The sequence below is a fragment of the Streptomyces sp. NBC_00390 genome, from assembly GCF_036057275.1.
Lineage (GTDB): Bacteria > Actinomycetota > Actinomycetes > Streptomycetales > Streptomycetaceae > Streptomyces.
In genome coordinates, this window is record NZ_CP107945.1 from 6,255,260 (window position 1) to 6,280,650 (window position 25,391).

The 25,391-nt window shown below is 70.7% G+C and carries 22 protein-coding genes; 18 read left to right on the top strand and 4 right to left on the bottom strand.

Features of this window, described 5'->3' with window-relative positions:
• Positions 1–110: 110 nt before the first annotated feature.
• The 3 genes from OHS70_RS27625 (at position 111) to OHS70_RS27635 (ending at position 2,138) form a co-directional block, all read left to right on the top strand.
• Entirely contained in the window at positions 111–659 is a 549-nt protein-coding gene (locus OHS70_RS27625; RefSeq protein ID WP_328401651.1) for an SAV_6107 family HEPN domain-containing protein, read from the top strand.
• A gap of 81 nt (positions 660–740) precedes the next feature.
• Complete coding sequence (locus OHS70_RS27630) at positions 741–1,499, top strand: methyltransferase (RefSeq protein WP_328401653.1); 759 nt, start codon at positions 741–743, stop codon at positions 1,497–1,499.
• Positions 1,500–1,745: 246 nt separating this feature from the next.
• Positions 1,746–2,138: a DUF3040 domain-containing protein gene (locus tag OHS70_RS27635; protein WP_328401654.1), complete on the top strand. Its 393-nt coding sequence runs from the start codon at positions 1,746–1,748 to the stop codon at positions 2,136–2,138.
• A gap of 303 nt (positions 2,139–2,441) precedes the next feature.
• Here the strand turns inward: OHS70_RS27635 and OHS70_RS27640 are convergent, their stop codons facing one another.
• The 4 genes from OHS70_RS27640 to OHS70_RS27655 form a co-directional block, all read right to left on the bottom strand.
• Positions 2,442–4,937 carry a transglutaminase TgpA family protein gene (locus OHS70_RS27640; RefSeq protein ID WP_328401656.1) on the bottom strand — a complete coding sequence of 832 codons (2,496 nt, stop codon included), beginning with the start codon at positions 4,935–4,937 and terminating at the stop codon, positions 2,442–2,444.
• Entirely contained in the window at positions 4,934–6,301 is a 1,368-nt protein-coding gene (locus OHS70_RS27645; RefSeq protein WP_328401658.1) for a DUF58 domain-containing protein, read from the bottom strand. Before OHS70_RS27645 ends, OHS70_RS27640 begins: the two co-directional genes overlap by 4 nt.
• On the bottom strand, positions 6,301–7,344 hold the full coding sequence (locus OHS70_RS27650; RefSeq protein WP_328401660.1) for an AAA family ATPase: 1,044 nt from the start codon (positions 7,342–7,344) through the stop codon (positions 6,301–6,303). Before OHS70_RS27650 ends, OHS70_RS27645 begins: the two co-directional genes overlap by 1 nt.
• A gap of 197 nt (positions 7,345–7,541) precedes the next feature.
• A complete protein-coding gene (locus OHS70_RS27655) occupies positions 7,542–8,084 on the bottom strand; it encodes a beta-class carbonic anhydrase (protein WP_328401662.1) in 543 nt (180 codons plus the stop codon).
• A 272-nt stretch (positions 8,085–8,356) separates the two neighbouring features.
• Here OHS70_RS27655 and rsmH point away from each other — a divergent pair, with 272 nt between their 5' ends.
• The 15 genes from rsmH to OHS70_RS27730 all read left to right on the top strand — a co-directional run bounded on the left by rsmH (position 8,357) and on the right by OHS70_RS27730 (position 25,382).
• Positions 8,357–9,313 (top strand): 16S rRNA (cytosine(1402)-N(4))-methyltransferase RsmH, encoded by a 957-nt coding sequence (gene rsmH / locus OHS70_RS27660; RefSeq protein ID WP_328401663.1) that lies wholly within the window; start codon positions 8,357–8,359, stop codon positions 9,311–9,313.
• Between the two features lie 61 nt (positions 9,314–9,374).
• Entirely contained in the window at positions 9,375–10,031 is a 657-nt protein-coding gene (locus OHS70_RS27665) for an FtsB family cell division protein (protein WP_328401665.1), read from the top strand.
• A gap of 4 nt (positions 10,032–10,035) precedes the next feature.
• Positions 10,036–11,979, top strand: coding sequence for a peptidoglycan D,D-transpeptidase FtsI family protein (locus OHS70_RS27670; protein WP_328401667.1), 1,944 nt, complete (start codon positions 10,036–10,038; stop codon positions 11,977–11,979).
• A gap of 14 nt (positions 11,980–11,993) precedes the next feature.
• Positions 11,994–13,658, top strand: coding sequence for a UDP-N-acetylmuramoyl-L-alanyl-D-glutamate--2,6-diaminopimelate ligase (locus OHS70_RS27675; protein WP_443062668.1), 1,665 nt, complete (start codon positions 11,994–11,996; stop codon positions 13,656–13,658).
• A gap of 4 nt (positions 13,659–13,662) precedes the next feature.
• A complete protein-coding gene (locus OHS70_RS27680; protein ID WP_328401671.1) occupies positions 13,663–15,057 on the top strand; it encodes a UDP-N-acetylmuramoyl-tripeptide--D-alanyl-D-alanine ligase in 1,395 nt (464 codons plus the stop codon).
• Positions 15,054–16,124, top strand: a complete 1,071-nt coding sequence (mraY, locus tag OHS70_RS27685) for a phospho-N-acetylmuramoyl-pentapeptide-transferase (RefSeq protein ID WP_328401673.1) — start codon at positions 15,054–15,056, stop codon at positions 16,122–16,124. Before OHS70_RS27680 ends, mraY begins: the two co-directional genes overlap by 4 nt.
• Positions 16,106–17,539 carry a UDP-N-acetylmuramoyl-L-alanine--D-glutamate ligase gene (gene murD, locus OHS70_RS27690; protein ID WP_328401674.1) on the top strand — a complete coding sequence of 478 codons (1,434 nt, stop codon included), beginning with the start codon at positions 16,106–16,108 and terminating at the stop codon, positions 17,537–17,539. Before mraY ends, murD begins: the two co-directional genes overlap by 19 nt.
• 521 nt (positions 17,540–18,060) lie before the next feature.
• Positions 18,061–19,419 (top strand): putative lipid II flippase FtsW, encoded by a 1,359-nt coding sequence (ftsW, locus tag OHS70_RS27695; RefSeq protein WP_443062764.1) that lies wholly within the window; start codon positions 18,061–18,063, stop codon positions 19,417–19,419.
• 6 nt (positions 19,420–19,425) lie between these two features.
• Positions 19,426–20,520, top strand: coding sequence for an undecaprenyldiphospho-muramoylpentapeptide beta-N-acetylglucosaminyltransferase (gene murG, locus OHS70_RS27700; RefSeq protein ID WP_328401676.1), 1,095 nt, complete (start codon positions 19,426–19,428; stop codon positions 20,518–20,520).
• A 14-nt stretch (positions 20,521–20,534) separates the two neighbouring features.
• On the top strand, positions 20,535–21,347 hold the full coding sequence (locus OHS70_RS27705) for a cell division protein FtsQ/DivIB (RefSeq protein ID WP_328401678.1): 813 nt from the start codon (positions 20,535–20,537) through the stop codon (positions 21,345–21,347).
• A gap of 285 nt (positions 21,348–21,632) precedes the next feature.
• Positions 21,633–22,832: a cell division protein FtsZ gene (gene ftsZ, locus OHS70_RS27710; RefSeq protein WP_328401680.1), complete on the top strand. Its 1,200-nt coding sequence runs from the start codon at positions 21,633–21,635 to the stop codon at positions 22,830–22,832.
• A complete protein-coding gene (gene pgeF, locus OHS70_RS27715; RefSeq protein ID WP_328401682.1) occupies positions 22,829–23,563 on the top strand; it encodes a peptidoglycan editing factor PgeF in 735 nt (244 codons plus the stop codon). The genes ftsZ and pgeF overlap by 4 nt, the downstream gene beginning before the upstream one ends.
• Positions 23,564–23,568: 5 nt before the next feature.
• The gene (locus tag OHS70_RS27720) at positions 23,569–24,288 is read left to right on the top strand and encodes a YggS family pyridoxal phosphate-dependent enzyme (protein ID WP_328401684.1); all 720 of its coding nucleotides are present in this window, start codon (positions 23,569–23,571) and stop codon (positions 24,286–24,288) included.
• Positions 24,289–24,412: 124 nt separating this feature from the next.
• Entirely contained in the window at positions 24,413–25,018 is a 606-nt protein-coding gene (locus tag OHS70_RS27725; RefSeq protein ID WP_328401686.1) for a cell division protein SepF, read from the top strand.
• 67 nt (positions 25,019–25,085) lie between these two features.
• Positions 25,086–25,382 carry a YggT family protein gene (locus tag OHS70_RS27730; protein ID WP_328401688.1) on the top strand — a complete coding sequence of 99 codons (297 nt, stop codon included), beginning with the start codon at positions 25,086–25,088 and terminating at the stop codon, positions 25,380–25,382.
• Positions 25,383–25,391: the final 9 nt, after the last annotated feature.

Consider the following 25,391-nt stretch of genomic DNA (forward strand, 5'->3'; position numbering starts at 1 on the left):
CGCCCGCCACCTCACCAGGAAAGTCGCAGGTCAGAGCCGATTGTCAGTGGTGGCCTTCACGATGGACACATACGGCCACAGTGCCGTCACACGACGACAGGAGGTTCGTCATGGCCAGCTACTCCGCAGCAGCCGCAGCTCGGCGCCGCGCCACCGGCCCTGCCCCCTCACTGACCGGACCGGCGCACGACATGCACCCCGTCCTGCGGCGGGCCTCGGCGCCGCCCGCCGCCCTCGATCTGCTCGCCCAGGCCCGCGCGGGCCTGGACGAGGCCGCCACCCTCACCCAGCCGAACGAGCGGTATGCCACGGCCCATCTCGCCGCGCTGCGCACCGCTGCCGCGGTGCTCGCGGCCCGTGGCCGCCCCGAGACCGGCCCCCGTCGCAGGCAGCGCATAAGGAGCGCCTGGGAAGTGCTTCCCGAAATAGCTCCCGAGCTGGCCGAGTGGAGCCTGCTGTTCGCCTCCGGCGCGACCCGGCGGGCCCGCGCCGAGGCCGGCATCCAGGGCGCCGCCAGCACGCGCGACGCGGACGACCTGCTGCGCGACGCGGCCATGTTCCTGCGCCTGGTCGAGCGGCTGCTGGTGCTTCAGCCCGTGCTGCCCCAGCCCCGTGCCGACCAGCCGGAGCGGCCCGGCACGGAGGGCGCCGTGGGGTGAGACCAAGGCCCGGGCAAGGCCGTCGGAGGCAATAGGGTGGGCTGCGTCTTCACCAGCACACAGCCCGAGGAGTCAACTGCCGTGTCGGACCCGATGCGACCCCGCGCCTCTCTCCGTACCGCCGTGGTCTGGCACATCCTCGAGGAGGCGCTCGACCGCCGGGTCAAGGCGACCGGGAAGGACGCCCTGGACGTCCTCGACACCGGCGGCGGCAGCGGCAACTTCGCGGTGCCCGTCGCCCGGCTCGGCCACCGGGTCACGGTCGTCGACCCCAGTCCGAACGCGCTGTTCGCGCTCGAGCGGCGGGCTGCCGAGGCGGGAGTCGCCGAGCGGGTCAACGGCGTCCAGGGCGATATCCACGGCCTGTTCGACGTCGTCGAGCGCGGAGGCTACGACGTCGTGCTGTGCCACGGAGTCCTGGAGTACGCGGACGATCTGGCCGAGGGCGTGCGCAACGCGGTGGACGCGCTGCGCCCCGCCGGAGCGCTCAGCCTGCTCGCGGCCGGAACCGGCGGCGCGGTCCTCGCCCGCGCGCTCGCCGGTCACTTCACCGAGGCCCGGCGCGCGCTCACGGACCCCGACGGCCGCTGGGGCGCCGGTGACCCGATCCCGCGGCGCTTCACGGCCGAGCAGCTCGGCGAGGCCGTTGTGGCCGCCGGCGCCGAGGTGGGTGCCGTGCACGGTGTCCGGGTCTTCGCCGATCTGGTTCCGGGCGTTCTGGTGGACACCGAGCCGGGAGCTCTGGACGCCCTGCTGAAGCTCGAGGCGGCGGCCGCCGAGCTCCCGGCGTTCCACTCGGTCGCGACCCAGCTGCACGTACTGGGCGAGAAGCGGGGCTGATCAGCGGCGCAGCGGCAGATGGAGTACGCCACAGACCCTCCGTTCGTGGCGTTCGCCCCGTATGATCGGGGGACACCATCCGGCATGGCGGACGGGCTGTTGGGGAATCAACGCCTCAGCATCTGTCCGGCATGGCGGCCCGGACCGGCGAATGGCGAGTGGGTGGGTTTCACGGGGGCGAAACCCTGCCTATCCTGAAAGGGCCGCATACCGGTCGCCCCCGCGACCGACGACTAGGAGGACTCCGTGCCGCTCTCGGAGCACGAGCAGCGAATGCTCGAGCAGATGGAGCGAGCGCTGTACGCCGAAGATCCCAAGTTCGCGACAGCGCTTGAGGGAAGCGGGCTGCGTACGTACACCCGGCGACGGGTCTACCAGGCAGTCGCAGGCTTCCTGGTGGGTATCGCGCTCCTCATGGCCGGAATGGTCGCCCAGCAGATCTGGATCAGCGTGGTGGGTTTCCTCGTCATGCTCGGCTGTGCGGTCCTGGCGGTCACCGGCTGGCGCAAGGCGCCGAAACCGGGCGAGCAGCAGACCCCTGGGGATCCGGCTCCACGCCGGCAGTCCCATCAGCGCAGGTCGATGTTGGACCGGATCGAACAGCGGTGGCAGCGCCGCCGCGACGAACAGGGCCACTGAGCACCGCGGGGACCGAGGCCGCGGACCACATACGTACCGCAACGGGTGAGGGGCGACGCTTCCGGCGTCGCCCCTCACCCGTTGCGGTGTCCGGCCTCGGACCCCCCCCGACCCGGCTCCGGACACGTGCTCCGGGGATCTCGGACCGAGTTCGGTCACGTCATCCGGCGCATCCCCAAGCGACCGGGTTGCGCTCCACGCCGGGGTGTGCGGGCTGCACGTACGGACGGGGCCGGTCGTGCTCCTGTGAGCGCGTACAGGGCGGGCGGGTGCCGGACACCCGCCCGCCCCGTACGGCCGCCGTCAGCCTCGCTGGCGGGACGGCAGACGCAGCCTCCCCGTCCAGCGGTCCAGGCCCAGGCGGCGAGGGCTCCAGCGGTCCGTGAGCGTGGCCCAGCCCTCCGAGAGGGCCCACACCACCCGGACCGATGACGGAGGCAGCAGCAGAGCCCGCGTGCGGGTCCTGAAGTCCGCCGCCTCCCGCAGGCCCTCACGGATCCGGCGGGCGTCCTCCGCAAGACCGGTGACGGGGCGGGGGGACGGGGCGTACAGCACCTGTTCCACCGCGCGGGCCATCCGGTGCACCGCTGCCGCGGGCTCGTCCTCCAGCTTGCCCAGCCGGACGATGCGGGCCGCCGCCTTGCGCGGCGTCTGCGATTCGTCGGGCGAGATACCGAAGTCCCAGGCCGTGTCGTTGACCTCCTGCCAGACGGCCAGCGTCCTGCCCGGGTCGTCCACGTCCGTACGACCCGCGGTGGCCGGTGTCGCGAAGCCCTCGGCGGACACCTCGTCGTCGGCCGCCGCCTTCGCAGGTCTGCGCACACTCGGGGTCAGCCTGCGGGCGCGAGTCCTGAGCCGCCACAGCAGTGGAAGCAGCAGCACCAGCGCTGCTCCCACCACGCTCAGACCCACGGTCAGCACCGTGCCCAGCGTTGAGTCGCCGGCCTCGGGCGGCTCGATGTCACGGGGAGCGGCAGCGCCGCACTCGCCGAGGCGCCGCTCCGGCTCGGGGCAGGCGCCCCGGTCGGTCGGGGCCACCGACGGCGCCGAGGACTCCTGCTCCTCGGGCTGCGCCGGGTCGCTGGGGGAGCCTGAAGGGGCCTGCGGCCGCGCGTAGTCGGGGACGTTGCCACGGCTCGGGGTCGGCTCGAAACGCGTCCAGCCCACGCCCTCGAAGTACAGCTCCGGCCAGGCGTGCGCATCACGCAGACCGACCGAGACCGTGCCGTCCGACTGCGGGGTTCCGGGCACGAATCCCACGGCGACCCGGGCCGGGATGCCCAGCGTCCGGGCCATCGCCGCCATCGAGAACGAGAAGTGGACGCAGAAGCCCTCCTTCTGCTGCAGGAAGCGGCTGATCGCCCTGGCGCCCGTACCCGACTGCACCTTGGTGTCGTAGACGAATCCGCCGTCCTCGGCGAACCAGTCCTGCAGCGCCACGGCCCGTTCCCAGTCGTTCGTCGCGCCCTTGGTGACCTTCTGCGCGGTCCGCCTGACGTCGTCCGGCAGTGCGTCGGGCACCTGCGTGAACTCACGCCGCAGGGCGGCGGATGCGGGCGGGGCGTCGACCAGCTGGTCCTGCGTCGGCCGCACCACCAGGCTGTTCGCCGAGTACTGCACGCCCGAGGTGGTCTGCTTCCGGTCACCGACCAGGCCGCGTCCCACGGGCTCGAAACGCCAGTTCCCGTCGATGGCCACCTTGGTCGCCGGATAGGGCAGCGGCAGCCAGCTCTGCCGGTAGGTCTTGGCCGCGGACAGGTTCGTCCTGACCTCGGTGACGGCGACCGCCGGGCTCAGCCCGGGGGGCTCGGGCAGCCGCTCCGGCACGCTCCCCACGCTGCGCTGGGAGGAACTCCACGCGGTGCCGTTGAACTTGTCGAGCGCGACGATCCGCAGATACATGTCCTTGAGGGCGGGCGCGTTCGTCCGGTACCGCAGCACCTCGCGGTTCTCCGACTGCTTCAGACTGTCGTCGAGCGCGACCAGCGGGTTCACCGCGTCGATCGTGCCGCCACCGCCCGGACCCGAGCCGGGGCCGTTCCCCACGCCGCCGAGCAGCCCGCCGTTCAGGGCGGGCAGCGCCGCCGGGACCGCCAGTGCGACACCGAGCGCCAGCGCGCCGATCCGGCGCCCCGTGCGGACCGGCGCCGTGGCCTGGCTGCTGCCACCGGCGAACCCGCCGGGCGTACGCGCCTGGCCCGGCGGCGCGCCGCCGAAGACGCGCCCCCACTGGGAGAGCCGGTCGCGGCCCTCGGCCAGCAGAAGCACCAGATAGCCGCAGGCCGCGAGGAGGAACCAGATCCAGCTCGCGCCGCCGGAGAGTCCGGCGGCCACCGAGTAGAGCGCGAGCAGCGGCAGACCGGCCGGGGCCGCGCTGCGGTACGTCACCGCGAGCGCGTCCACCGCGAGACCGATCAGCAGCACACCGCCGATCAGCATCAGCTCGATGCCGTCGGTCGCCGGGGCCGGGCTCGCATAGCGGCCCACGTCGTCCGCGCCCGTCGTCAGCAACCGGGAGAACTGCTCGAACGCCTCCGGGCCCGGCAGCACCCACAGCAGTGCCTTCTCATGGGCGAACACCGCGGTGAGCAGCAGCAGCGCCGCCAGCGCCTGCGCCGCCACCGTCAGGGGCCGGGCCAGCGGCACCCGCAGGACGAGTGCGCCGACGCCGCACTGGATCGCCAGCAGGAACGCCGCCTGCACCAGCCAGCCCGCCGAATCGACCAGCGGCAGCAGTGACGCCGCCGTCATCAGGGTGGCGGCGAAGGCGCACAGCGCGAGCCTTCCGCGACCGCTCATGACCAACCCCCCGTGAACCCGTTCGTACCGGCGCCGGGCGAGTCGGTGTACTGCCGGCCCGCCTGCTGCCACAGATCGGCCAGCGGCGCCCCTGGCGGCGCCGCGAGCGCCGTCCAGCCCGCTTCGCGCAGCTGTTGCAGCCTTTCGTCGACCGCGCCCGCCACCGCACCGCCGGTCACCCAGGTCCCGCTGTCCAGCACGAAGGCGACCGCCGCACCGCTGCGCCGGCGCATCCTGGCCGCCATCGCGGCCTGTTCGTCGTCAAGGTCGCCGAAGAAGGCGACCAGCAGACCTTCGTTGCCGCCGCGCAGCACGTCGTACGCGCGCGACAGTCCGCCACCGTCGGAGTGGTCCACGACGGCGAGGGTGTCCATCATCGTGCCCGCGGAGGCCGCGGACTCCTGGGACGAGCCGGCGAAGCCGTCGGAGCCCTCGCCGGGCACGGAGGCACCGGTGTCCGTGAGCAGCCGGACGGCGAAGCCCCGCTCCAGCAGGTGCATCAGGGCCGATGCCGCGCCGGAGACCGCCCACTCGAAGGCCGAGTCCGGTCCCGAGCCTTGATAGGCCTTGGCCCGGGTGTCGAGCAGCACCGTGCAGCGGGACCGCTGCGGCTGCTCCTCGCGGCGCACCATCAGCTCGCCGTAGCGCGCGGTGGAGCGCCAGTGAACCCGGCGGAGATCGTCTCCGTGGCGGTAGGCGCGGGGGATCACGTCGTCGTCACCGGCCAGGGCGAGCGAGCGCTGGCGCCCGTCGCCGTACCCGGACGCCTCGCCGGACAGGCGCACCGCGGGCAGCGCCTCGGTCCGGGGGATGACGGTGAGGGTGTCGAACGCGCTGAAGGAGCGGGTCAGCTCGCACATCCCGAACGGGTCGCTCAACCTGAGCTGCAGCGGGCCGAGCGGATAACGCCCGCGCAGGTCGGAACGGACACGGTAGGACACCTCGCGCCGGCCGCCCGCCTCCACCCGGTCCAGCACGAACCGGGGGCGTGGCCCCAGCACGTACGGCACGTGGTCCTGGAGCATCAGCAGCCCGGTGGGCATCCGCGAGACATTGTCCATCCGAAGGTGCACCCGGGACTCGGAGCCGGAGGGCACCCGGGCAGGCGCGAGCCGCCGGCTGGCCGCGACCCGGTAGCGGGTGCGGTACAGCACCAGCACGGCCAGCAACGGCAGTACGGCGAGCAGCAGGCCGACCCGCAGCAGATCGGCCTGCCCGAGCACATACGCGCATGCGGCGGCCGCCACCCCTGCGGCGAGGAAGGATCGGCCCCGCGTGGTCAGCCCGCCCAGAGCCGCCTTCACACCGCCCTTGTCCTTGCTGTCTTCGTGGCCGTCGGGGGCGGCGGGACCCTGGGCCGACATCACAGCCGCCGGGCGCCGGGCTGCTGGCCGTAGAGCGGCTGCTGCTGCCCGCCCGCCACATAGGCGCCGTCCGGGCTGCCGGACGTGGGCACGGGGGTGCGCTGCACGATGTCGAGCACGACCTGCTCGGCGGTGCGGCGGTTCAGCTGCGCCTGTGCGGTGGGCAGCAGGCGGTGCGCCAGCACCTGCACGGCCAGGCCCTGCACATCGTCCGGCAGGGCGTACTCACGGCCGCTGAGTGCGGCCGACGCCTTCGCGGCACGCAGCAGATGCAGCGTCGCGCGCGGGGACGCGCCGAGTCTGAGGTCCGGGTGGTTACGGGTGGCAGCCACCAGTTCCACCGCGTACCGCCGCACGGATTCGGCCACGTGGACCTGGCGCACCGCCTCGATGAGCTTCACGATCTCGTGGGCGTGCGCCACCGGCTGCAGGTCGTCCAGCGGGTTGACGCCGCCGTGGACATCGAGCATCTGCAGCTCGGCCGCCGCACTCGGGTAGCCGATGGACACCCGCGCCATGAAACGGTCGCGCTGCGCCTCGGGGAGAGGGTAGGTGCCCTCCATCTCCACCGGGTTCTGCGTCGCCACCACCATGAACGGGTTGGGCAGCTCGTAGCTGTGCCCGTCGATGGTGACCTGGCGCTCCTCCATGGACTCCAGCAGCGCGGACTGCGTCTTGGGCGAAGCGCGGTTGATCTCGTCGCCGATCACGATCTGGGCGAAGATCGCGCCGGGCTTGAACTCGAAGTCGCGTCGCTGCTGGTCGAAGATCGACACACCGGTGATGTCGGACGGAAGCAGATCCGGCGTGAACTGGATACGCCGCACCGAGCAGTCGATGGAGCGTGCAAGTGCCTTGGCCAGCATCGTCTTGCCGACGCCGGGGACATCTTCGATCAGCAGATGTCCCTCCGCCAGCAACACGGTCAGCGAAAGCCGTACGACCTCAGGCTTGCCCTCGATCACACTCTCCACCGACCTGCGGACACGCTCCGCTGTGGTGGTCAGATCTGTGAGGCTCGCTCGATCGTCATAGGTCGTCACCCGGCCCTCCTCGGCCCGTTCTAGGGCCGGTGCCTGACACAGCACGGCCCACCCCGAAACACGGACACCGCCTCCGGAGGGGTTCCGGAGGGATGTCTCACCCGCATTCTTGTTGGCGTTACCGCGTTGTGTCACTCGCCTGTGGATAACTGGGAGGGATATGCCGGGTTTGGTTCAATTGTCGAGTGCCTGACCGGTCACTCAGCGGGGTCGATCTCCCGCAGTACACCCTTCGTGACATCGAAGACGAAGCCCCGGACGTCATCCGTGTGCAGCAGGAACGGTGAGGTGCGCACCCGCTGCATCGACTGCCGTACGTCCTGCTCCACGTCGCGGAACGCCTCGACCGCCCACGCCGGACGCTGGCCGACCTCCTCCTCCAGCTCGATCCGGAAGTCCTCGGTGATCTTCTCCAGACCGCAGCCGGTGTGGTGGACCAGTATCACGCTGCGCGTGCCCAGCGCCCGCTGGCTGATGGTCAGTGAACGGATCACGTCATCGGTGACCACGCCGCCGGCGTTGCGGATGGTGTGGCAGTCGCCCAGTTCCAGGCCCAGCGCGGCGTGCAGGTCGAGCCGGGCGTCCATGCAGGCGACCACGGCGACCTGGAGCACCGGCCGCGCGTCCATCCCGGGGTCCTGGAACTCGGCGGCGTAGCGCAGGTTGGCTTCGACGAGTCGGTCTGTGACCGTCCCGCCTGTGGGAACCGGCTCGGCGGACTTGTGCGCAGAAGTCGACATGGCAATGAAGGTACTGGGCACAACGCGTCCCGGCCCGTTGTGAGAGCGGACAAAGACCGTCAACGTGCGTTGTTGTGAGGTAACCCACAAGTGTGGAACGGCGGCCCACGCGACGCGCTCGCCGGTTGATTGACCGGCCGGACCGGTGGACTAAAGTGACGCGAGTTCACGGACGCCATCGGCACATCTGGTGGTCTCCCGCAAGATTTTCCGCGTGCGCGGCGTACGCACGGCCCGGCCATGCCCCGCCCGCGCCGTACCTGAGAGGGCGCATGAGCCACACCCGACACGTCCCGGTGATGCTCCAGCGGTGCCTGGACCTGTTGGCCCCGGCCCTGCAGAGGCCGGGTGCGGTCGTCGTCGACTGCACCCTCGGACTCGGCGGTCACAGTGAGGCGCTGCTCACGCAGTTTCCCGAGGCACGTCTGATCGCACTCGACCGGGACAGGGAGGCACTGCGCCTGTCGGGTGAGCGGCTCGCACCGTTCGGCGACCGGGCGACCTTGGTGCACGCCGTCTACGACGAACTTCCCGAGGTCCTCGCCCGGCTCGGCGTCCCGCGCGTCGAGGGTGTGCTCTTCGATCTCGGTGTCTCCTCCATGCAGCTGGACGAGGCCGACCGGGGCTTCGCGTACGCCCAGGACGCCCCGCTCGACATGCGCATGGACCAGACGACGGGCATGAGCGCGGCCGAAGTGCTCAACACCTACCCGGCGGGCGAGCTGGTGCGGATCCTGCGCTCGTACGGCGAGGAGAAGCAGGCCAAGCGGATCGTCTCGGCGATCGTGCGGGAGCGGGAGAAGGAGCCCTTCACCAACAGCGCGCGGCTCGTCGAGCTGATCCGGGACGCACTGCCGCAGGCGGCCAAGCGCACCGGCGGCAATCCGGCCAAGCGCACCTTCCAGGCCCTGCGGATCGAGGTGAACGGCGAGCTCAGCGTTCTCGAACGGGCCGTGCCGGCCGCGGTCGGGACGCTCGCCGTCGGCGGCCGGATCGCCGTCCTGTCGTACCACTCGCTGGAAGACCGGCTGGTCAAGCAGGTCTTCGCGGCCGGTGCCGCGAACACGGCGCCGCCCGGACTGCCTGTCGTCCCGGAGCAGTACCAGCCCCGGCTCAAGCTGCTGACACGCGGTGCGGAACTGCCCACCGACGAAGAGGTGGCCGAGAACCGCCGGGCGGCTCCCGCGCGTCTGAGGGGAGCAGAGCGCATCCGGGAGGACGTGTCGTGAGCGGCGCGGGGGTGTACGGGGCGGGGTGCACGACGGGCGGCGCGGCGATGCGGAGGACACCTTGAGCACAGCGGCCAAGCAGCTGAAGGGGAAGGCCGCGCAGCTCGCGCGGCTGATGCCGTCCGGGCCGAGCACCGCCGCCCGTACACCCTTCGTCCTGCTGGTCGTGCTCCTGCTGTCCGGGGGGCTGATCACTCTTCTCCTGCTCAACTCCTCGCTCAACCAGGGATCGTTCAAGCTGAGCGAACTCAAGAAGCGGACCACCGACCTCACCGACCAGGAACAGGCGCTGCAGCGGGACGTGGACAGCCGCTCCGCGCCGGACGCGCTGGAGCGGCGGGCCCGGGAGCTCGGCATGGTGCCCGGCGGCAACCCCGCCTTCCTCGGACCCGACGGCAAAATCCACGGCGTACCCGACGAGGCCACCGCACAGGCGATCCCCGATCCCACGCCTCTGGCCTCCGCGTCGCCCGCGGCCCCTTCCGTGACGGCCTCACCCGCACCCGCGGCCGCCGCCCCGACGGCCTCTCCCGCGGCCGCCGCCCCCTCCGCGGCCGCCCCCGGCTCCGCCCGGCCACCGGCGACGCCCCCTGCCGCCACCCAGGCACCCCGTTCAGCAGCCCCGCAGACGCGCGCATCCGCGGCCTCTGCGCCGCCCGTGTCCGCCCCCGCCCCCCGTACGTCCCCGAAGCCGACCCCGACCCTCCCCGGCAGGTGACGCAGTGCCCCGCAAGGAACCTCCGCGCCGCCGGGTGCCGGGCCCCGCCAGGCGGCCCTCGAGGCAGCCGTCCGTACGCCCGGCGCCGCGCCGCCCGCGCCCGGCCGCCCGCACGCTCCGCCTCGGCAGCCCGCGTCCCCGGCTGCGGCTGGTCAGCCTCGGCCTCACCCTCGTCATGCTGGTGTTCGTGGTGCGGCTGCTCCAGGTGCAGGCCGTCGACGGGAGCGCCTATGCGGCCAAGGCCGAGAAGAACCGCTACCTCAGCCACAAACTCGCCGCGGAACGCGGCGAGATCACCGATCGGGCCGGTATCGCACTCGCCATCAGCGTCGACGCGCACGACATCACCGCCGACCCGAAGATGTTCACGCCGAAGGAGAGCAAGGCCGAGGACGCGCCGGAACAGGCGGCCGCGCTGCTCGCCCCGATCCTCGGCAAGGACGTCGCCGAGCTGACGAAGAAGCTCAAGGCGCCCAAGTCCCGCTACGCCGTGCTGGCCCGCCGCCAGACCCCCCAGGTCTGGAACCAGATCAAGGACCTCAAGGGCATCTACGCCGAGGAGGCCGCCGCCGACAGGCGGACCGGCGGACCCGGCGCCAATGTGCTGGCCGGCATCTTCCAGGAGCCGAGCAGCAAGCGCGTCTACCCCAACGGCGATCTCGCCGCCGGGATACTCGGCTACGTCAACGCCGAGAACCGCGGCGGCGGCGGTGTCGAGTCCATGCTCGACAAGACGCTCGCCGGCGAGGACGGCCAGATCACATACGCCCAGTCCGGTGGCCGCCGCGTCCCCACCGCAGGCTCCCGCGAGGTGCCCGCCGTCCCCGGCTCCGACGTCGAGCTGACCATCGACCGCGACATCCAGTGGGCCGCCCAGAAGGCCATCTCGGAGCAGGTGGGCAAGTCAAAGGCGGACCGCGGCTATGTGATCGTGCAGAACACCCGCACCGGCGAGGTGCTCGCCATGGCCAACGCCCCTGGCTTCGACCCCAACGACCTCGGCCAGGCCAACTCCGCGGCCATGGGCAACGCCGCGCTCCAGGACGTGTACGAGCCCGGCTCCACCGCCAAGGTGATGTCCATGGCCGCCGTCCTGGAGGAGAAGGCCGCCACCCCCGGCACCCATGTCGTCGTACCCAACCGGCTGCACCGCGGCGACCGGCTGTTCAAGGACGACATCGACCACCCCACCTGGTACCTCACGCTCAACGGCGTACTCGCCAAGTCCAGCAACCTCGGCACGATCCTGGCGACCGGGCAGCTCGGGAAGACACAGGCCGAGGCGAACCAGGTGCTCCACTCCTACCTGCGCAAGTTCGGCATCGGCCGCCCGACCGGGCTCGAGTACCCCGGCGAAACCCCCGGCATCCTCGCCAAGCCGCAGAAGTGGTCCACTTCGCAGCAGTACACGATCCCGTTCGGTCAGGGTCTGTCGCTGAACGCCATGCAGGCCGCCTCCGTGTACTCGACCATCGCCAACGGCGGTGTACGCATCGAGCCCACCCTGATCCGCGGCACCCGGGGCCCCGACGGGCAGTTCGTCGCGGCCCCCGCGCCCGAGAAGAACCGCGTGGTCAGCGAGCAGACCGCGCGGACACTGGCCACCATGCTCGAGTCCGTCGTCGACGACCGGGAAGGCACCGGCACCAAGGCCCGCATCCCCGGCTACCGCGTCGCGGGCAAGACCGGCACGGCCAACCGCGTCGACCCCGAGCTCGGCCGCTACAGGGGCTACACGGCGTCCTTCGCCGGATTCGCGCCCGCGGACAAGCCGGAGATCACGGTCTACTGCGCGATCCAGAACCCCACCAAGGGGAGTTACTTCGGCGGCCAGATCTGCGGTCCGGTCTACCAGAAGGTCATGGAGTTCTCGCTGAAGTCCCTGCAGATCGCACCGACCGGCAAGGCACCGGCCCGGCTCCCCGTCACCTTCGACCCCGGCGAATGACCGGAGGAACCACAGTGAGAGCAATCACTCCCGACGAGGACCGACCCGGCGACCGCCCGGCAGGGACCCCCTCTTTTTCCCCCCGGCCCATTCCGCCCGGTACGCTCACCGCCGTGCCACACGCTGATCAGTACCGAACCGCCCCGCCCCGTCCGGCCGAGGTCCGCCCGACCCCTCTCGGGGTGCTGGCCGACCGTCTGGAGGTCGAGCCGCCCGGTTCCGGCGCGGTCACCGGCATCACCCACGATTCGCGGGCGGTACGCCCCGGTGACGTGTACGCCGCCCTCCCCGGCGCCCGCCTCCACGGCGCCGACTTCGTCGCCCAGGCGGCCGACCTCGGGGCCGGCGCGATCCTCACCGACCCGGCGGGCGCGGAGCGCGCGGCGGCCACCGGCCTGCCGGTCCTGGTCACCGAGAACCCGCGCGGCCGGATGGGCGAACTCGCCGCCGAGATCTACGGCCGCCCCGGCGACGCCCTGCTCCAGATCGGTATCACCGGTACCTCGGGCAAGACCACCACGGCGTATCTCGTCGAGGGCGGGCTCCGTGCGGCCGGCCGCGCCACCGGCCTGATCGGCACGGTCGAGATGCGAATCGGCGACGAGCGCATCAAGTCCGAGCGCACCACCCCGGAAGCCACCGACCTCCAGGCCCTGTTCGCCGTCATGCGCGAGCGCGGCGTCGAATCGGTCGCGATGGAGGTCTCCAGCCACGCCCTCGTGCTCGGCCGGGTCGACGGCTGTGTCTTCGACATCGCCGTCTTCAACAACCTCAGCCCGGAGCACATGGAGTTCCATTCCGGCATGGAGGACTACTTCCAGGCGAAGGCGCAGCTGTTCACGCCCAAGCGCAGCAGGGCCGCGGTCGTCAACCTCGACGACGAGTACGGCCGCAGGCTGGTCAAGGAGGCGTCCGTCCCGGTCACCACCTTCTCCGCGGAGGGCCACCCGGACGCCGACTGGCGCGCCGAGGACGTCGAGGTCGGCTCGCACGGCTCCTCGTTCACCGCGGTCGGCCCACGGGGCGAGCGGGTACGCGCGACGGCACCGCTGCCGGGTCCGTTCAACGTCGCCAACACACTGGCCGCCGTCGTCACCCTCGCCGTCGCCGGCATCGACCCGCAGACCGCCGCAGACGGCGTCGCGGCCGTTCCCGGCGTACCGGGCCGTCTGGAGCGCGTGGACGCGGGCCAGCCGTACCTCGCGGTCGTCGACTACGCCCACAAGACCGACGCCGTCGAATCGGTCCTGCGTTCCCTGCGCAAGGTCACCGAGGGCCGGCTGCACATCGTGCTCGGCTGCGGCGGCGACCGCGACACGACCAAACGCGGCCCGATGGGCGCCGCCGCAGCGCGGCTCGCCGACACCGCCGTACTGACCTCCGACAACCCCCGCTCCGAGGACCCGCTGGCGATCCTCGCCACGATGCTCGCGGGCGCCGCCGAGGTGCCGATCCACGAGCGCGGTGACGTCCTGGTCGAGGCCGACCGGGCCGCGGCCATCGCCGCGGCCGTCGCCCGGGCGGAGCCCGGCGACACCGTGCTGGTCGCCGGCAAGGGGCATGAGCAGGGCCAGGACATCGCCGGAGTGGTCCGCCCGTTCGACGACCGTGAGGTCCTTCGCGCAGCCATCGAAAACGCAGCACGCCGCGCCCATCAGCACGAGAACAGTCAGGGATGACCCAGTGATCGCCCTCACCCTCGCCGAGATCGCCGAAATCGTCGGCGGGCAGACGTACGACATACCGGATCCGGGCGCCCGGGTCACCGGGCCTGTCGTGATCGACTCCCGAGCCGTCGAACCCGGCAGTCTCTTCGCCGCCTTCCACGGCGAGAACGTCGACGGCCACGACTACGCGGAGCGCGCGGTGGCGGCGGGTGCGGCTGCCGTGCTGGCCGCCCGCCCGGTGGGCGTGCCCGCCATCGTCGTCGACGACGTACAGAGCGCCCTCGGGCGGCTGGCCCGTGCCGTCGTCGAACGGCTCGGCACCCAGGTCGTCGCGCTGACCGGCTCGGCCGGCAAGACCAGCACCAAGGACCTGATCGCCCAGGTGCTCCAGCAGAAGGCGCCCACGGTCTGGACACCGGGCTCCCTCAACAACGAGATCGGGCTGCCGCTCACCGCGCTGCGCGCCACCGAGGAGACCGAGCATCTCGTCCTGGAGATGGGGGCACGCGGCATCGGCCACATCCGGTACCTCACCGAGCTCACCCCGCCCAGGATCGGCCTGGTGCTCAACGTCGGCACCGCCCACATCGGCGAGTTCGGCGGGCGCGAGCAGATCGCCGAGGCCAAGGGCGAGATGGTCGAGTCCCTCCCGGCCGACGGCGTCGCCGTCCTCAATGCCGACGACCCGCTGGTGCGGGCCATGGAATCCCGGACAAAGGCCCGTGTGCTGCTCTTCGGCGAGTCCGCGGACGCCGCCGTACGCGCGGAGAATGTCCGGCTCACGGAGCTCGGACAGCCTGCCTTCACACTCCACACACCCACCGGGTGCAGTGACGTGACCATGCGGCTGTACGGTGAGCACCACGTGTCGAACGCGCTCGCCGCGGCCGCCGTCGCCCATGAGCTGGGCATGTCCGTCGACGAGATCGCCCGTGCGCTCTCCGAGGCGGGCACCCTCTCCCGCTGGCGCATGGAGGTCACCGAGCGTCCGGACGGCGTGACGGTCGTCAACGACGCCTACAACGCGAACCCCGAGTCCATGCGTGCCGCGCTGCGCGCGCTGGCCGCCATGGGCAAGGGGCGTCGTACGTGGGCGGTGCTGGGCAGGATGGCCGAGCTCGGGGACGAGGCGCTCGCCGAGCACGACGCGGTCGGACGGCTTGCCGTCCGGCTCAACGTCAGCAGGCTCGTGGCGGTCGGGGGCAGGGAAGCGGCCTGGTTGCAGCTGGGCGCTTATAACGAGGGTTCGTGGGGTGAGGAGTCGGTGCACGTGTCCGACGCGCAGGCGGCTGTCGACCTGTTGCGCAGTGAGTTGCGCCCGGGAGACGTCGTGCTGGTGAAGGCTTCCAGGGCGGTGGGACTGGAGCGGGTCGCCGAGGCTCTGCTCGAGGGTGAGGGTGCCGTCCGATGAGGCAGATCCTCTTCGCGGGAGCCATCGGTCTCTTCCTGACCCTGATCGGTACCCCGCTGCTGATCAAGCTGCTGGCCCGCAAGGGATACGGGCAGTTCATCCGCGACGACGGCCCGCGCAGCCACGGCAGCAAGAAGGGCACGCCCACCATGGGCGGCATCTCCTTCATCCTGGCCACGCTCGTCGCGTACGCGCTCGCCAAGGTCATCACCGGTGAGGACCCGACCTTCTCGGGTGTGCTGGTGCTGTTCCTGATGGCGGGCATGGGCCTTGTCGGCTTCCTGGACGACTACATCAAGATCGTCAAACAGCGTTCGCTCGGTCTGCGGGCCAAGGCGAAGATGGCCGGCCAGCTGATCGTCGGTATCGCCTTCGCCGTGCTGTCGCTGCAGTTCGCCGACAGCCGCCACCAGACCCCCGCCTCCACCAAGCTGTCGTTCATCACGGACTTCGGCTGGTCGATCGGCCCGGTGCTGTTCGTCATCTGGGCGCTGTTCATGATTCTCGCGATGTCCAACGGCGTGAATCTGACCGACGGCCTGGACGGCCTGGCCACCGGCGCTTCGGTGATGGTCTTCGGCGCGTACACCTTCATCGGGCTCTGGCAGTTCCAGGAGTCCTGCGCCAACGCCGTCACGCTGACCAACCCCAACGCCTGCTTCGAGGTACGGGATCCGCTCGATCTCGCGGTCGTCGCCTCCGCCCTGATGGGCTCCTGCTTCGGCTTCCTGTGGTGGAACACCTCACCCGCCAAGATCTTCATGGGCGACACCGGTTCGCTCGCGCTCGGTGGAGCGCTCGCGGGTCTGGCGATCTGCTCCCGTACGGAACTCCTGCTGGCCCTCCTCGGCGGACTCTTCGTCCTGATCACCATGTCCGTGGTCATTCAGGTCGGCTCGTTCAAGATGACCGGTAAGCGTGTCTTCCGGATGGCGCCGCTCCAGCACCACTTCGAACTCAAGGGGTGGTCCGAGGTCCTTGTGGTGGTCCGCTTCTGGATCATCCAGGGCATGTGCGTCATCGTGGGTCTGGGGCTCTTCTACGCAGGATGGGCAGCCGACAAGTGAGTGACCGGGACTGGCAGGGCAAGCGGATCACCGTCGCGGGTCTCGGCGTGAGCGGCATCAGCGCCGCCCGCGCCCTGACCGGCCTCGGTGCATCGCTCACCGTCGTGGACGGCGGCGACAGCGAGGAGCACCGCGCCCGCGCGGCCGAACTGGCCGAGCTGGGGATCACCGTGCGCCTCGGCGACGCGCAGACCCTGCCCGAGGGGACCGACCTCGTCGTCACCTCGCCCGGCTGGAAGCCGTCCAGCCCGCTCTTCGCAGCCGCTGCCCAGGCGGGTGTGGACGTCGTCGGCGATGTCGAGATCGCCTGGCGGCTGCGCGGCCCGGACGCCGCTCCGTGGCTCGCGATCACCGGTACCAACGGCAAGACGACCACGACGCGGATGCTCGCCTCGATCCTGTCGGCCGCGGGGCTGCGTACCGCCGCGATCGGCAACATCGGCACCCCGATCATCGACGTGGTCACCGGCGACGAGCCGTACGACGTGCTCGCCGTCGAACTCTCCAGCTACCAGCTGCACTGGGCGCCCTCGCTGCGCGCCCACTCCGGCGCCGTGCTCAACCTCGCACCCGACCATCTCGACTGGCACGGCTCCATGAAGGAGTACGCCGCCGACAAGGGCCGGATCTACGAGGGCAACTCGGTCGCCTGCGTCTACAACGTCGCCGATCCCGCCACCGAGGACCTGGTGCGCGAGGCGGACGTCGAAGAGGGCTGCCGAGCCATCGGCTTCACCCTCAGCACGCCCGGCCCCTCCCAACTCGGCGTCGTGGACGGGATCCTGGTGGACCGGGCGTTCGTCGAGAACCGTCACAAGCAGGCCCAGGAACTCGCCGAGGTCACGGACATCGACCCGCCCGCCCCGCACAACATCGCCAATGCCCTTGCGGCGGCGGCGCTTGCGCGGGCGTTCGGCGTCGCACCGGCCGCGGTACGCGAGGGGCTGCGCAACTTCCGCCCTGACGCGCACCGCATCGAGCGCGTCGAGGAGGTCGCGGGCGTCACGTACATCGACGACTCCAAGGCCACCAACACCCATGCCGCGGAAGCCTCTCTGGCCGCCTACGACCCGATCGTGTGGATCGCGGGGGGACTTGCCAAGGGCGCGACCTTCGACGAGATCGTCGAGAAGTCCGCACCGCGGCTGCGCGGTGTGGTGCTGATCGGGGCGGACCGCGCTCTCGTCCGGGAAGCCCTCGTGCGACACGCGCCCGAAGTCCCGGTCGTCGAGCTCGACCGGACCGACACTGGGGCGATGTCCGCGGCGGTCCGCGAAGCGGCGCAGCTCGCCCGGCCGGGAGACACGGTTCTGCTGGCCCCGGCGTGCGCCTCGATGGACATGTTCGCCAACTACAACAAGCGAGGCGAGGCCTTCGCGGACGCGGTCCGCGCCCTCGCCGACGAGCGCGCCTGACCGGCCCACCTCCGCGCCGCCCAGGATTCCCGGCAGCGCGCCAGGCACGACTGGAGGGGACAGCGACCATGCCGGCCAATCCGCCCCGTCCCGGGGCATCTGCACCCGAGGCGGGCGTTCCCGACCCGGTACCGCGTCATGCGGGCACACGGCCCGTTGCGGCGCCCCGGACCGGGCGGCCGACTCCACCCGTGCCTGCTGACTCCGTCACCGCACCGGGCGCGGCCGCGCCCGGTGAGGCCGTGCGTGAGGCCCGGGCCGGGCGCGTGCCCTCGGCTCAGCGGAACGGCCCGGTCGACGCCGGCGCCTTCGCCGACGGTGGCCTCCCGGCCAGGCATGTGCCCCAGGCGCCGGAGGCCGGGCGAACGGCCCCTCCCGGCGTGGGTCCGCACAGCGAAGCCGCGCCCCTCGCCGCCGACGGCACCACCCGGTCCAGGGGCCTGTTCCCGGCGGCTCGGCGGCGCCCCCTCGCGGGCGCCTGGAGGGCCCTCGGGGGCCTTCTCGTTCCCGTACCCGTACCTGTGCCCGCCCTCGCCGGCCCGGCCGGTGTGGCCCTGCGCGGCAGGGGCGGAGCCGCTGTGCGGCGACTGCCGGCGGCCCGGGGCGGGAACGCCTCCGGGTCCGGCGCGCCGCGGCCGCCCCGCGGCAGCGGGATCCGGCGGCTGTACGAGCAGGCGCGGCGGGCCTGGGACCGGCCGCTGACCGCGTACTACGTGATCCTCGGCAGCAGCCTGCTGATCACCGTGCTCGGCCTGGTGATGGTCTACTCCGCCTCGATCATCAAGGCGCTCGAGCTCTCGCTGCCCGCCACGTACTTCTTCCGCAAACAGTTCCTGGCCGCCGTCATCGGTGCCGTGCTGCTGCTGCTCGCCTCCCGGATGCCCGTCAAACTGCACCGGGCGCTCTCCTATCCCCTCCTGGTGGGCGCGGTCTTCCTGATGGTCCTCGTCCAGGTCCCCGGGATAGGGCATTCGGTCAACGGCAACCAGAACTGGCTCTACCTCGGCGGCCCGTTCCAGCTCCAGCCCAGTGAGTTCGGCAAACTCGCGCTGATCCTGTGGGGCGCGGACCTGCTCGCCCGCAAGCAGGACAAGCGGCTGCTGACCCAGTGGAAGCACCTGCTCGTGCCGCTCGTCCCGGTCACGTTCCTGCTGCTCGGTCTGATCATGCTCGGCGGTGACATGGGCACCGCCATCATCCTGACCGCGATTCTCTTCGGTCTGCTGTGGCTGGCGGGAGCCCCCACCCGCCTTTTCGCCGGCGTACTGGCCGTCGCCGCTTTCGTCGGTTTCGTACTGATCAGAACCAATGAGAACCGGATGTCGAGGCTGTTCTGCGTCGGCGCCATCGATCTCGGCCCCAAAGGCGAGTGCTGGCAGGCCGTGCACGGCATCTATGCTCTTGCCTCCGGCGGATGGTTCGGTTCCGGTCTCGGTGCAAGTGTGGAAAAATGGGGCCAACTACCCGAACCGCACACCGATTTCATCTTCGCCATCGCCGGTGAGGAACTGGGTCTGGCGGGGACTCTGTCGGTGCTCGCTCTGTTCGCGGCTCTAGGCTATGCGGGTATCCGCGTGGCCGGACGCACGGAGGACCCCTTCGTGAGGTACGCAGCGGGAGGTGTGACCACCTGGATCACGGCCCAGGCCGTGGTCAACATCGGTGCGGTGCTCGGCCTGCTGCCGATCGCCGGAGTCCCGCTGCCGCTGTTCTCCTACGGAGGATCGGCACTGCTGCCGACGATGTTCGCCGTCGGGCTGCTGATCGCCTTCGCGCGAGAGGATCCCGCCGCGAAAGCGGCCCTGGCCATGCGGAGGCCCGGGGTGAGATGGAAGACGATGAGACGGCGCGTCAAGCAGCGTCCGTCCGGAGAGCGGTGAATTTCGGTGCATGTCGTACTCGCCGGTGGGGGGACCGCCGGCCACATCGAGCCCGCGCTCGCCCTCGCGGACGCACTGCGAAGGCAGGACCCGACCGTGGGTATCACGGCCCTCGGCACGGAGCGGGGCCTGGAAACCAGGCTCGTACCCGAGCGCGGCTACGAGCTGGCGCTCATCCCTGCCGTTCCGCTGCCGCGCAAGCCCACACCCGAGCTGATCACCGTCCCCGGACGGCTGCGCGGCACGATCAAGGCCGCCGAGCAGATCCTGGAGCGGACCAAGGCGGACTGTGTCGTCGGCTTCGGCGGCTATGTCGCGCTGCCCGGCTATCTGGCCGCCAAGCGCCTCGGAGTGCCGATCGTCGTCCATGAGGCCAACGCCCGCCCCGGACTCGCCAACAAGATCGGGTCGCGGTACGCCGCCGGGGTCGCCGTCGCCACTCCGGACAGCAAGCTGCGGAACGCCCGCTACATCGGCATCCCGCTGCGCCACTCCATCGCGACGCTGGACCGCGCCCGGGTGCGGCCCGAGGCACGTGCGGCCTTCGGGCTCGATCCCAACCTGCCGACGCTGCTGGTCTCAGGCGGATCGCAGGGCGCACGCCGGCTCAACGAGGTCATCCAGCAGATCGGCCCGGTGCTCCAGCAGTCCGGTATCCAGGTCCTGCACGCGGTCGGCCCGAAGAACGAACTGCCGCGCGTGGACAACATGCCCGGCATGCCGCCGTATGTCCCGGTACCGTACGTGGACCGGATGGATCTCGCGTACGCCGCGGCCGACATGATGCTGTGCCGTGCGGGCGCCATGACCGTCGCCGAACTCTCCGCAGTGGGGCTGCCCGCCGCGTACGTACCGCTGCCGATCGGCAACGGCGAACAGCGGCTGAACGCCCAGCCGGTGGTGAAGGCCGGCGGCGGACTGCTGGTCGACGACGCCGAACTCACCCCTGAGTGGGTCCAGGGCAATGTGCTTCCGGTACTTACCGATCCGCACCGGTTGTACGAGATGTCCCGCGCGGCCGCGGAGTTCGGCCGCCGGGATGCAGATGATCTGCTTGTCGGAATGGTGTACGAGGCGATTGCGGCACGCCGCAAGGCGTGAGAAGGCAGGGGAGCGTGGCCGGACCGACCACCGCCGAACACGGTGCACACAAACCCCCGAACACCGGGGACGGTTCGGCCCGCTCGCCCCTGGGCGGGGCTCCGAGGGGCCGGCTGCGAGTGCCGGGACCGCGCTCCCTGCTGATCGCCCTCGCCGTGGCCCTGTTGGGCGCGGCGACGATCTGGGTGCTGTACGGCTCCCCTTGGCTGCGCGCCGAGCGGGTGCGGACCACCGGCACGGACGAGCTGAGTGAGCGCGAAGTGGAGGCCGTGGCCGCCGTGCCGCTCGGGACGCCCCTCATTTCCGTCGACACGGACGCCATTGAGGCCCGGCTGCGGGACAAGCTGCCCCGGGTCGACTCGGTGGAAGCGACCCGGTCGTGGCCGCACGGAATCGATCTGAAGGTGACCGAACGGCAGCCGGTTCTGCTGTTGAAAAAGGGATCGAACTACGTCGAAGTGGACGCGAAAAGCGTCCGATTCGCGACCGTGGACCCGTTGAAGGCGCCCAAGCGCGTACCCGTGCTGGAGCTGGCGGCCGACGGCTCCCCGAGTCTGAAGCGCTTCGGGTCCGACCGGCTGGTGGCCGAGGCGGTTCGGGTCCGCGCGGATGTCCCGGCATCCGTCGCCGCCGACACCCGGGTCATCGCCGTGCGCTCGTACGACGCCATCTCCCTGGAGTTGAGCGGGGATCGCACCGTCGTGTGGGGCAGCTCGGAGGACGGCGCGGCGAAGGCCCGCTCACTCGTCGCGCTGATGAAAGCCGCGCCCAAGGCCCGCCACTTCGATGTGAGCGCCCCCACGGCGCCATCCGTATCGGATAGTTGACGCACATTCGTGCTGGCCAACACCCTGGTTGGTCATGGCACAGCGTGATCACATAGGGTGAAAAGAAAAACGGGAGGTTCGGCGTGTTCGTTGAACGCGCGCCACTTGTCGACTTAGTGTCCTGTTCGGAAGAGTCCAGGGAACAGACACACTGGTAACCCTAAACTTCAGCGTTAGGGTTCGGGTCGGCAGTCAGGCTGGTCGGGCCGTCCCCATTCGACATCAGTCGTCGCAGCGCAGCCCAGCGAGGCGGCGACACGTAACTCGAGGCGAGAGGCCTTCGACGTGGCAGCACCGCAGAACTACCTCGCAGTCATCAAGGTCATCGGTGTCGGCGGCGGTGGTGTCAATGCCATCAACCGAATGATCGAGGTCGGTCTCAAGGGTGTCGAGTTCATCGCGATCAACACGGACGCGCAAGCGCTGTTGATGAGCGACGCCGACGTGAAGCTCGACGTCGGCCGTGAACTCACCCGGGGCCTCGGTGCCGGAGCCAATCCGGCAGTCGGTCGCAAGGCGGCAGAGGACCACCGCGAGGAGATCGAAGAGGTCCTCAAGGGGGCCGACATGGTCTTCGTCACCGCCGGTGAAGGCGGTGGCACCGGCACCGGCGGCGCACCCGTGGTCGCGAACATCGCCCGCTCGCTGGGCGCGCTGACGATCGGCGTGGTCACCCGTCCGTTCACCTTCGAGGGCCGCAGGCGCGCGAACCAGGCGGAGGACGGCATCGCCGAGCTCCGGGAAGAGGTCGACACCCTCATCGTGATCCCCAACGACCGGCTGCTGTCCATCTCGGACCGCCAGGTCAGCGTGCTGGACGCGTTCAAGTCCGCGGACCAGGTGCTTCTGTCGGGTGTCCAGGGCATCACGGATCTCATCACGACACCCGGCCTGATCAACCTCGACTTCGCCGACGTCAAGTCCGTGATGTCCGAGGCGGGATCGGCGCTCATGGGCATCGGCTCGGCCCGCGGTGACGACCGCGCGGTGGCCGCCGCCGAGATGGCGATCTCCTCGCCGCTGCTGGAGGCGTCCATCGACGGCGCCCGCGGTGTGCTGCTGTCCATCTCCGGTGGTTCGGACCTCGGTCTCTTCGAGATCAACGAGGCCGCCCAGCTGGTCAGCGAGGCGGCCCACCCCGAGGCGAACATCATCTTCGGCGCCGTCATCGACGACGCGCTCGGGGACGAGGTCCGGGTCACGGTCATCGCGGCCGGCTTCGACGGCGGACAGCCGCCGACCCGCCGGGAGAACGTGATCGGCTCCGCGTCGGCCAAGCGCGAGGAGCCGGCGGCCCCGTCCCGCGCCGAGAGCTCCCGTGCGTCGGGCCTCGGCTCCGTTCCGGTCCGCGAGGAGCCCGCGCTCCAGGCCGAGCCGGCCACCGCGGCGAACGACCTCGGCCCGGGCGGATCCCCGCAGGTTCCCTCGGCCCGTCCGTACGACACCCAGGCCGAAGAGCTGGATGTCCCGGACTTCCTGAAGTGACAGTGCAGCACGACGCGATACACGGGAGCGGCGCGCACTTCGCCTTCACCGACCGGTGGGGCGGGGTGAGCGCCGCTCCGTACGAGGAGCTCAACCTCGGCGGAGCGGTCGGCGACGAACCGGAGGCCGTACGGGCCAACCGGACGATCGCCGCGAAGTCGCTGGACCTCGATCCCGCCGGGGTGGTGTGGATGAACCAGGTCCACGGCAACGACGTCGCCGAGGTGGACGGGCCGTGGACCACCATGGACCCCCCGGCGGTGGACGGCCTGGTCACCGCGCGACGCGGTCTCGCACTCGCCGTGCTCACCGCGGACTGCACCCCTGTACTGCTCGCCGACCCGGTCGCGGGGGTCGTGGGTGCGGCGCACGCAGGGCGGCCCGGAATGATCGCCGGCATCGTCCCGGCGACGGTCGCGGCGATGACGTCTCTCGGAGCCGAACCGGAACGGATCGTCGCCCGCACCGGGCCGGCCGTCTGCGGTCGCTGTTACGAAGTGCCCGAGCAGATGCGGGCAGACGTGGCCGCAGTCGAACCCGCCGCCTGGTCCGAGACCAGCTGGGGTACGCCGGCCGTCGATGTCACCGCCGGGGTGCACGCCCAGCTCGAGGCGCTCGGGGTGCGCGCCCGGCAGGCGTCGCCCGTCTGCACACTGGAATCGGAAGACCACTACTCGTACCGCCGCGACCGCACCACCGGGCGGCTCGCCGGATATGTCTGGCTGGACTGAGAGAGATGACGGACCGCAGAACCGAACTCGCTGCGAACCTGGCGGCGGTGGAGGAACGTATCGCCTCCGCGTGCGCGGCCGCGGGCCGCAAGCGCGAGGAGGTGACCCTGATCGTGGTCACCAAGACCTATCCCGCCGAAGATGTGCGTCTCCTCCACGAGTTGGGCGCTCGCCATGTGGCGGAGAACCGTGATCAGGACGCTGCCCCGAAGGCAGCGGCATGCGCCGATCTGGATCTCGTCTGGCACTTCGTCGGTCAGTTGCAGACCAATAAGGTCCGTTCTGTGGCGAGTTATGCCGACGTTGTGCAGTCTGTCGACCGCCTCAAGCTCGCTTCGTCACTGTCTGCTGCCGCGGTGCGAGCGGAGCGTGAACTGAGCTGCCTGATCCAGGTGGCGCTCGACGCGGAGTCGGGGGACGCCGGAGGCCGCGGTGGTGTGGCGCCGGGCGGCGTCGAGGAGTTGGCCGCGGCGATCGACGGCTCGCCGGGGCTGCGGCTGGGCGGACTGATGACCGTCGCGCCGCTGGCCGGACCGTACGCGGGACGGCAACGGGCCGCGTTCGAGCGGCTGATGGAAATCTCGGCAAGCCTGCGCGCGGGCCATCCTGCTGCGAACATGGTGTCAGCAGGGATGAGTGCGGACCTCGAACAGGCCGTGGCGGCAGGAGCGACACATGTGCGCGTCGGCACTGCGGTACTCGGAGTCCGACCCCGGCTCGGGTAACGTCGCGAAGCAAGTCGGACCACAGTAGAAAATATGGTCATTACCGCCCAAAAGCGGGCAGACCGTGTGGATCGCGGGCACTTGGTGACAATGCCGATCCACCACAGAGCGGAGGACTCAGAGAATGGCCGGCGCGATGCGCAAGATGGCGGTCTACCTCGGCCTCGTGGAGGACGATGGGTACGACGGCAGGGGCTTCGACCCCGACGACGACTTCGAACCCGAGCCGGAGCCGGAGCGTGAGCACCGGCGGCACCAGCCCCCGCATCAGGTGGAGCGGGAGGAGCCGGTACGGGTGGTGACGCCGCCCGTGCAGCGTGATCCAGTACCTCTTCCCGTCGAGAGCGGGCGCCCGGCGCGAATCGCCCCCGTGGCATCCATCACACCTGAACGCCCGAGCCTGGAGAAGAACGCGCCCGTGATCATGCCGAAGGTCGTGTCCGAGCGGGAGCCGTACCGCATCACCACGCTGCATCCACGGACCTATAACGAGGCCCGTACCATCGGGGAACACTTCCGCGAGGGCACCCCGGTGATCATGAACCTGACTGAGATGGACGACACGGATGCGAAGCGACTTGTCGACTTTGCCGCGGGACTCGTCTTCGGTCTGCATGGCAGCATTGAGAGGGTGACGCAGAAGGTGTTCCTGTTGTCTCCTGCTAACGTCGATGTCACGGCGGAGGACAAGGCCCGCATCGCTGAGGGCGGATTCTTCAACCAGAGCTGAGAAACGACACCGGAACGACCCGGCCGCAAGGCCGGAACACGAGAGCCAGGGGAGAGGGAAGCGCGGGATGGGCGTCGCATTGGATGTGGTCTACATCGCGCTGATGTGCTTCCTCATCGTGCTGATTTTCCGGCTGGTCATGGACTACGTCTTCCAGTTCGCACGTTCATGGCAGCCCGGCAAGCCGATGGTGGTCGTACTTGAGGCCACCTACACTGTCACCGATCCACCGCTCAAGCTTCTGCGGCGGTTCATTCCGCCGCTGCGTCTCGGGGGCGTGGCACTCGACCTGTCCTTCTTCGTTCTGATGATCATCGTCTACATCCTGATCTCCATCGTTAACAACTTTGCGAGCCAGGTATGAGCGATACGG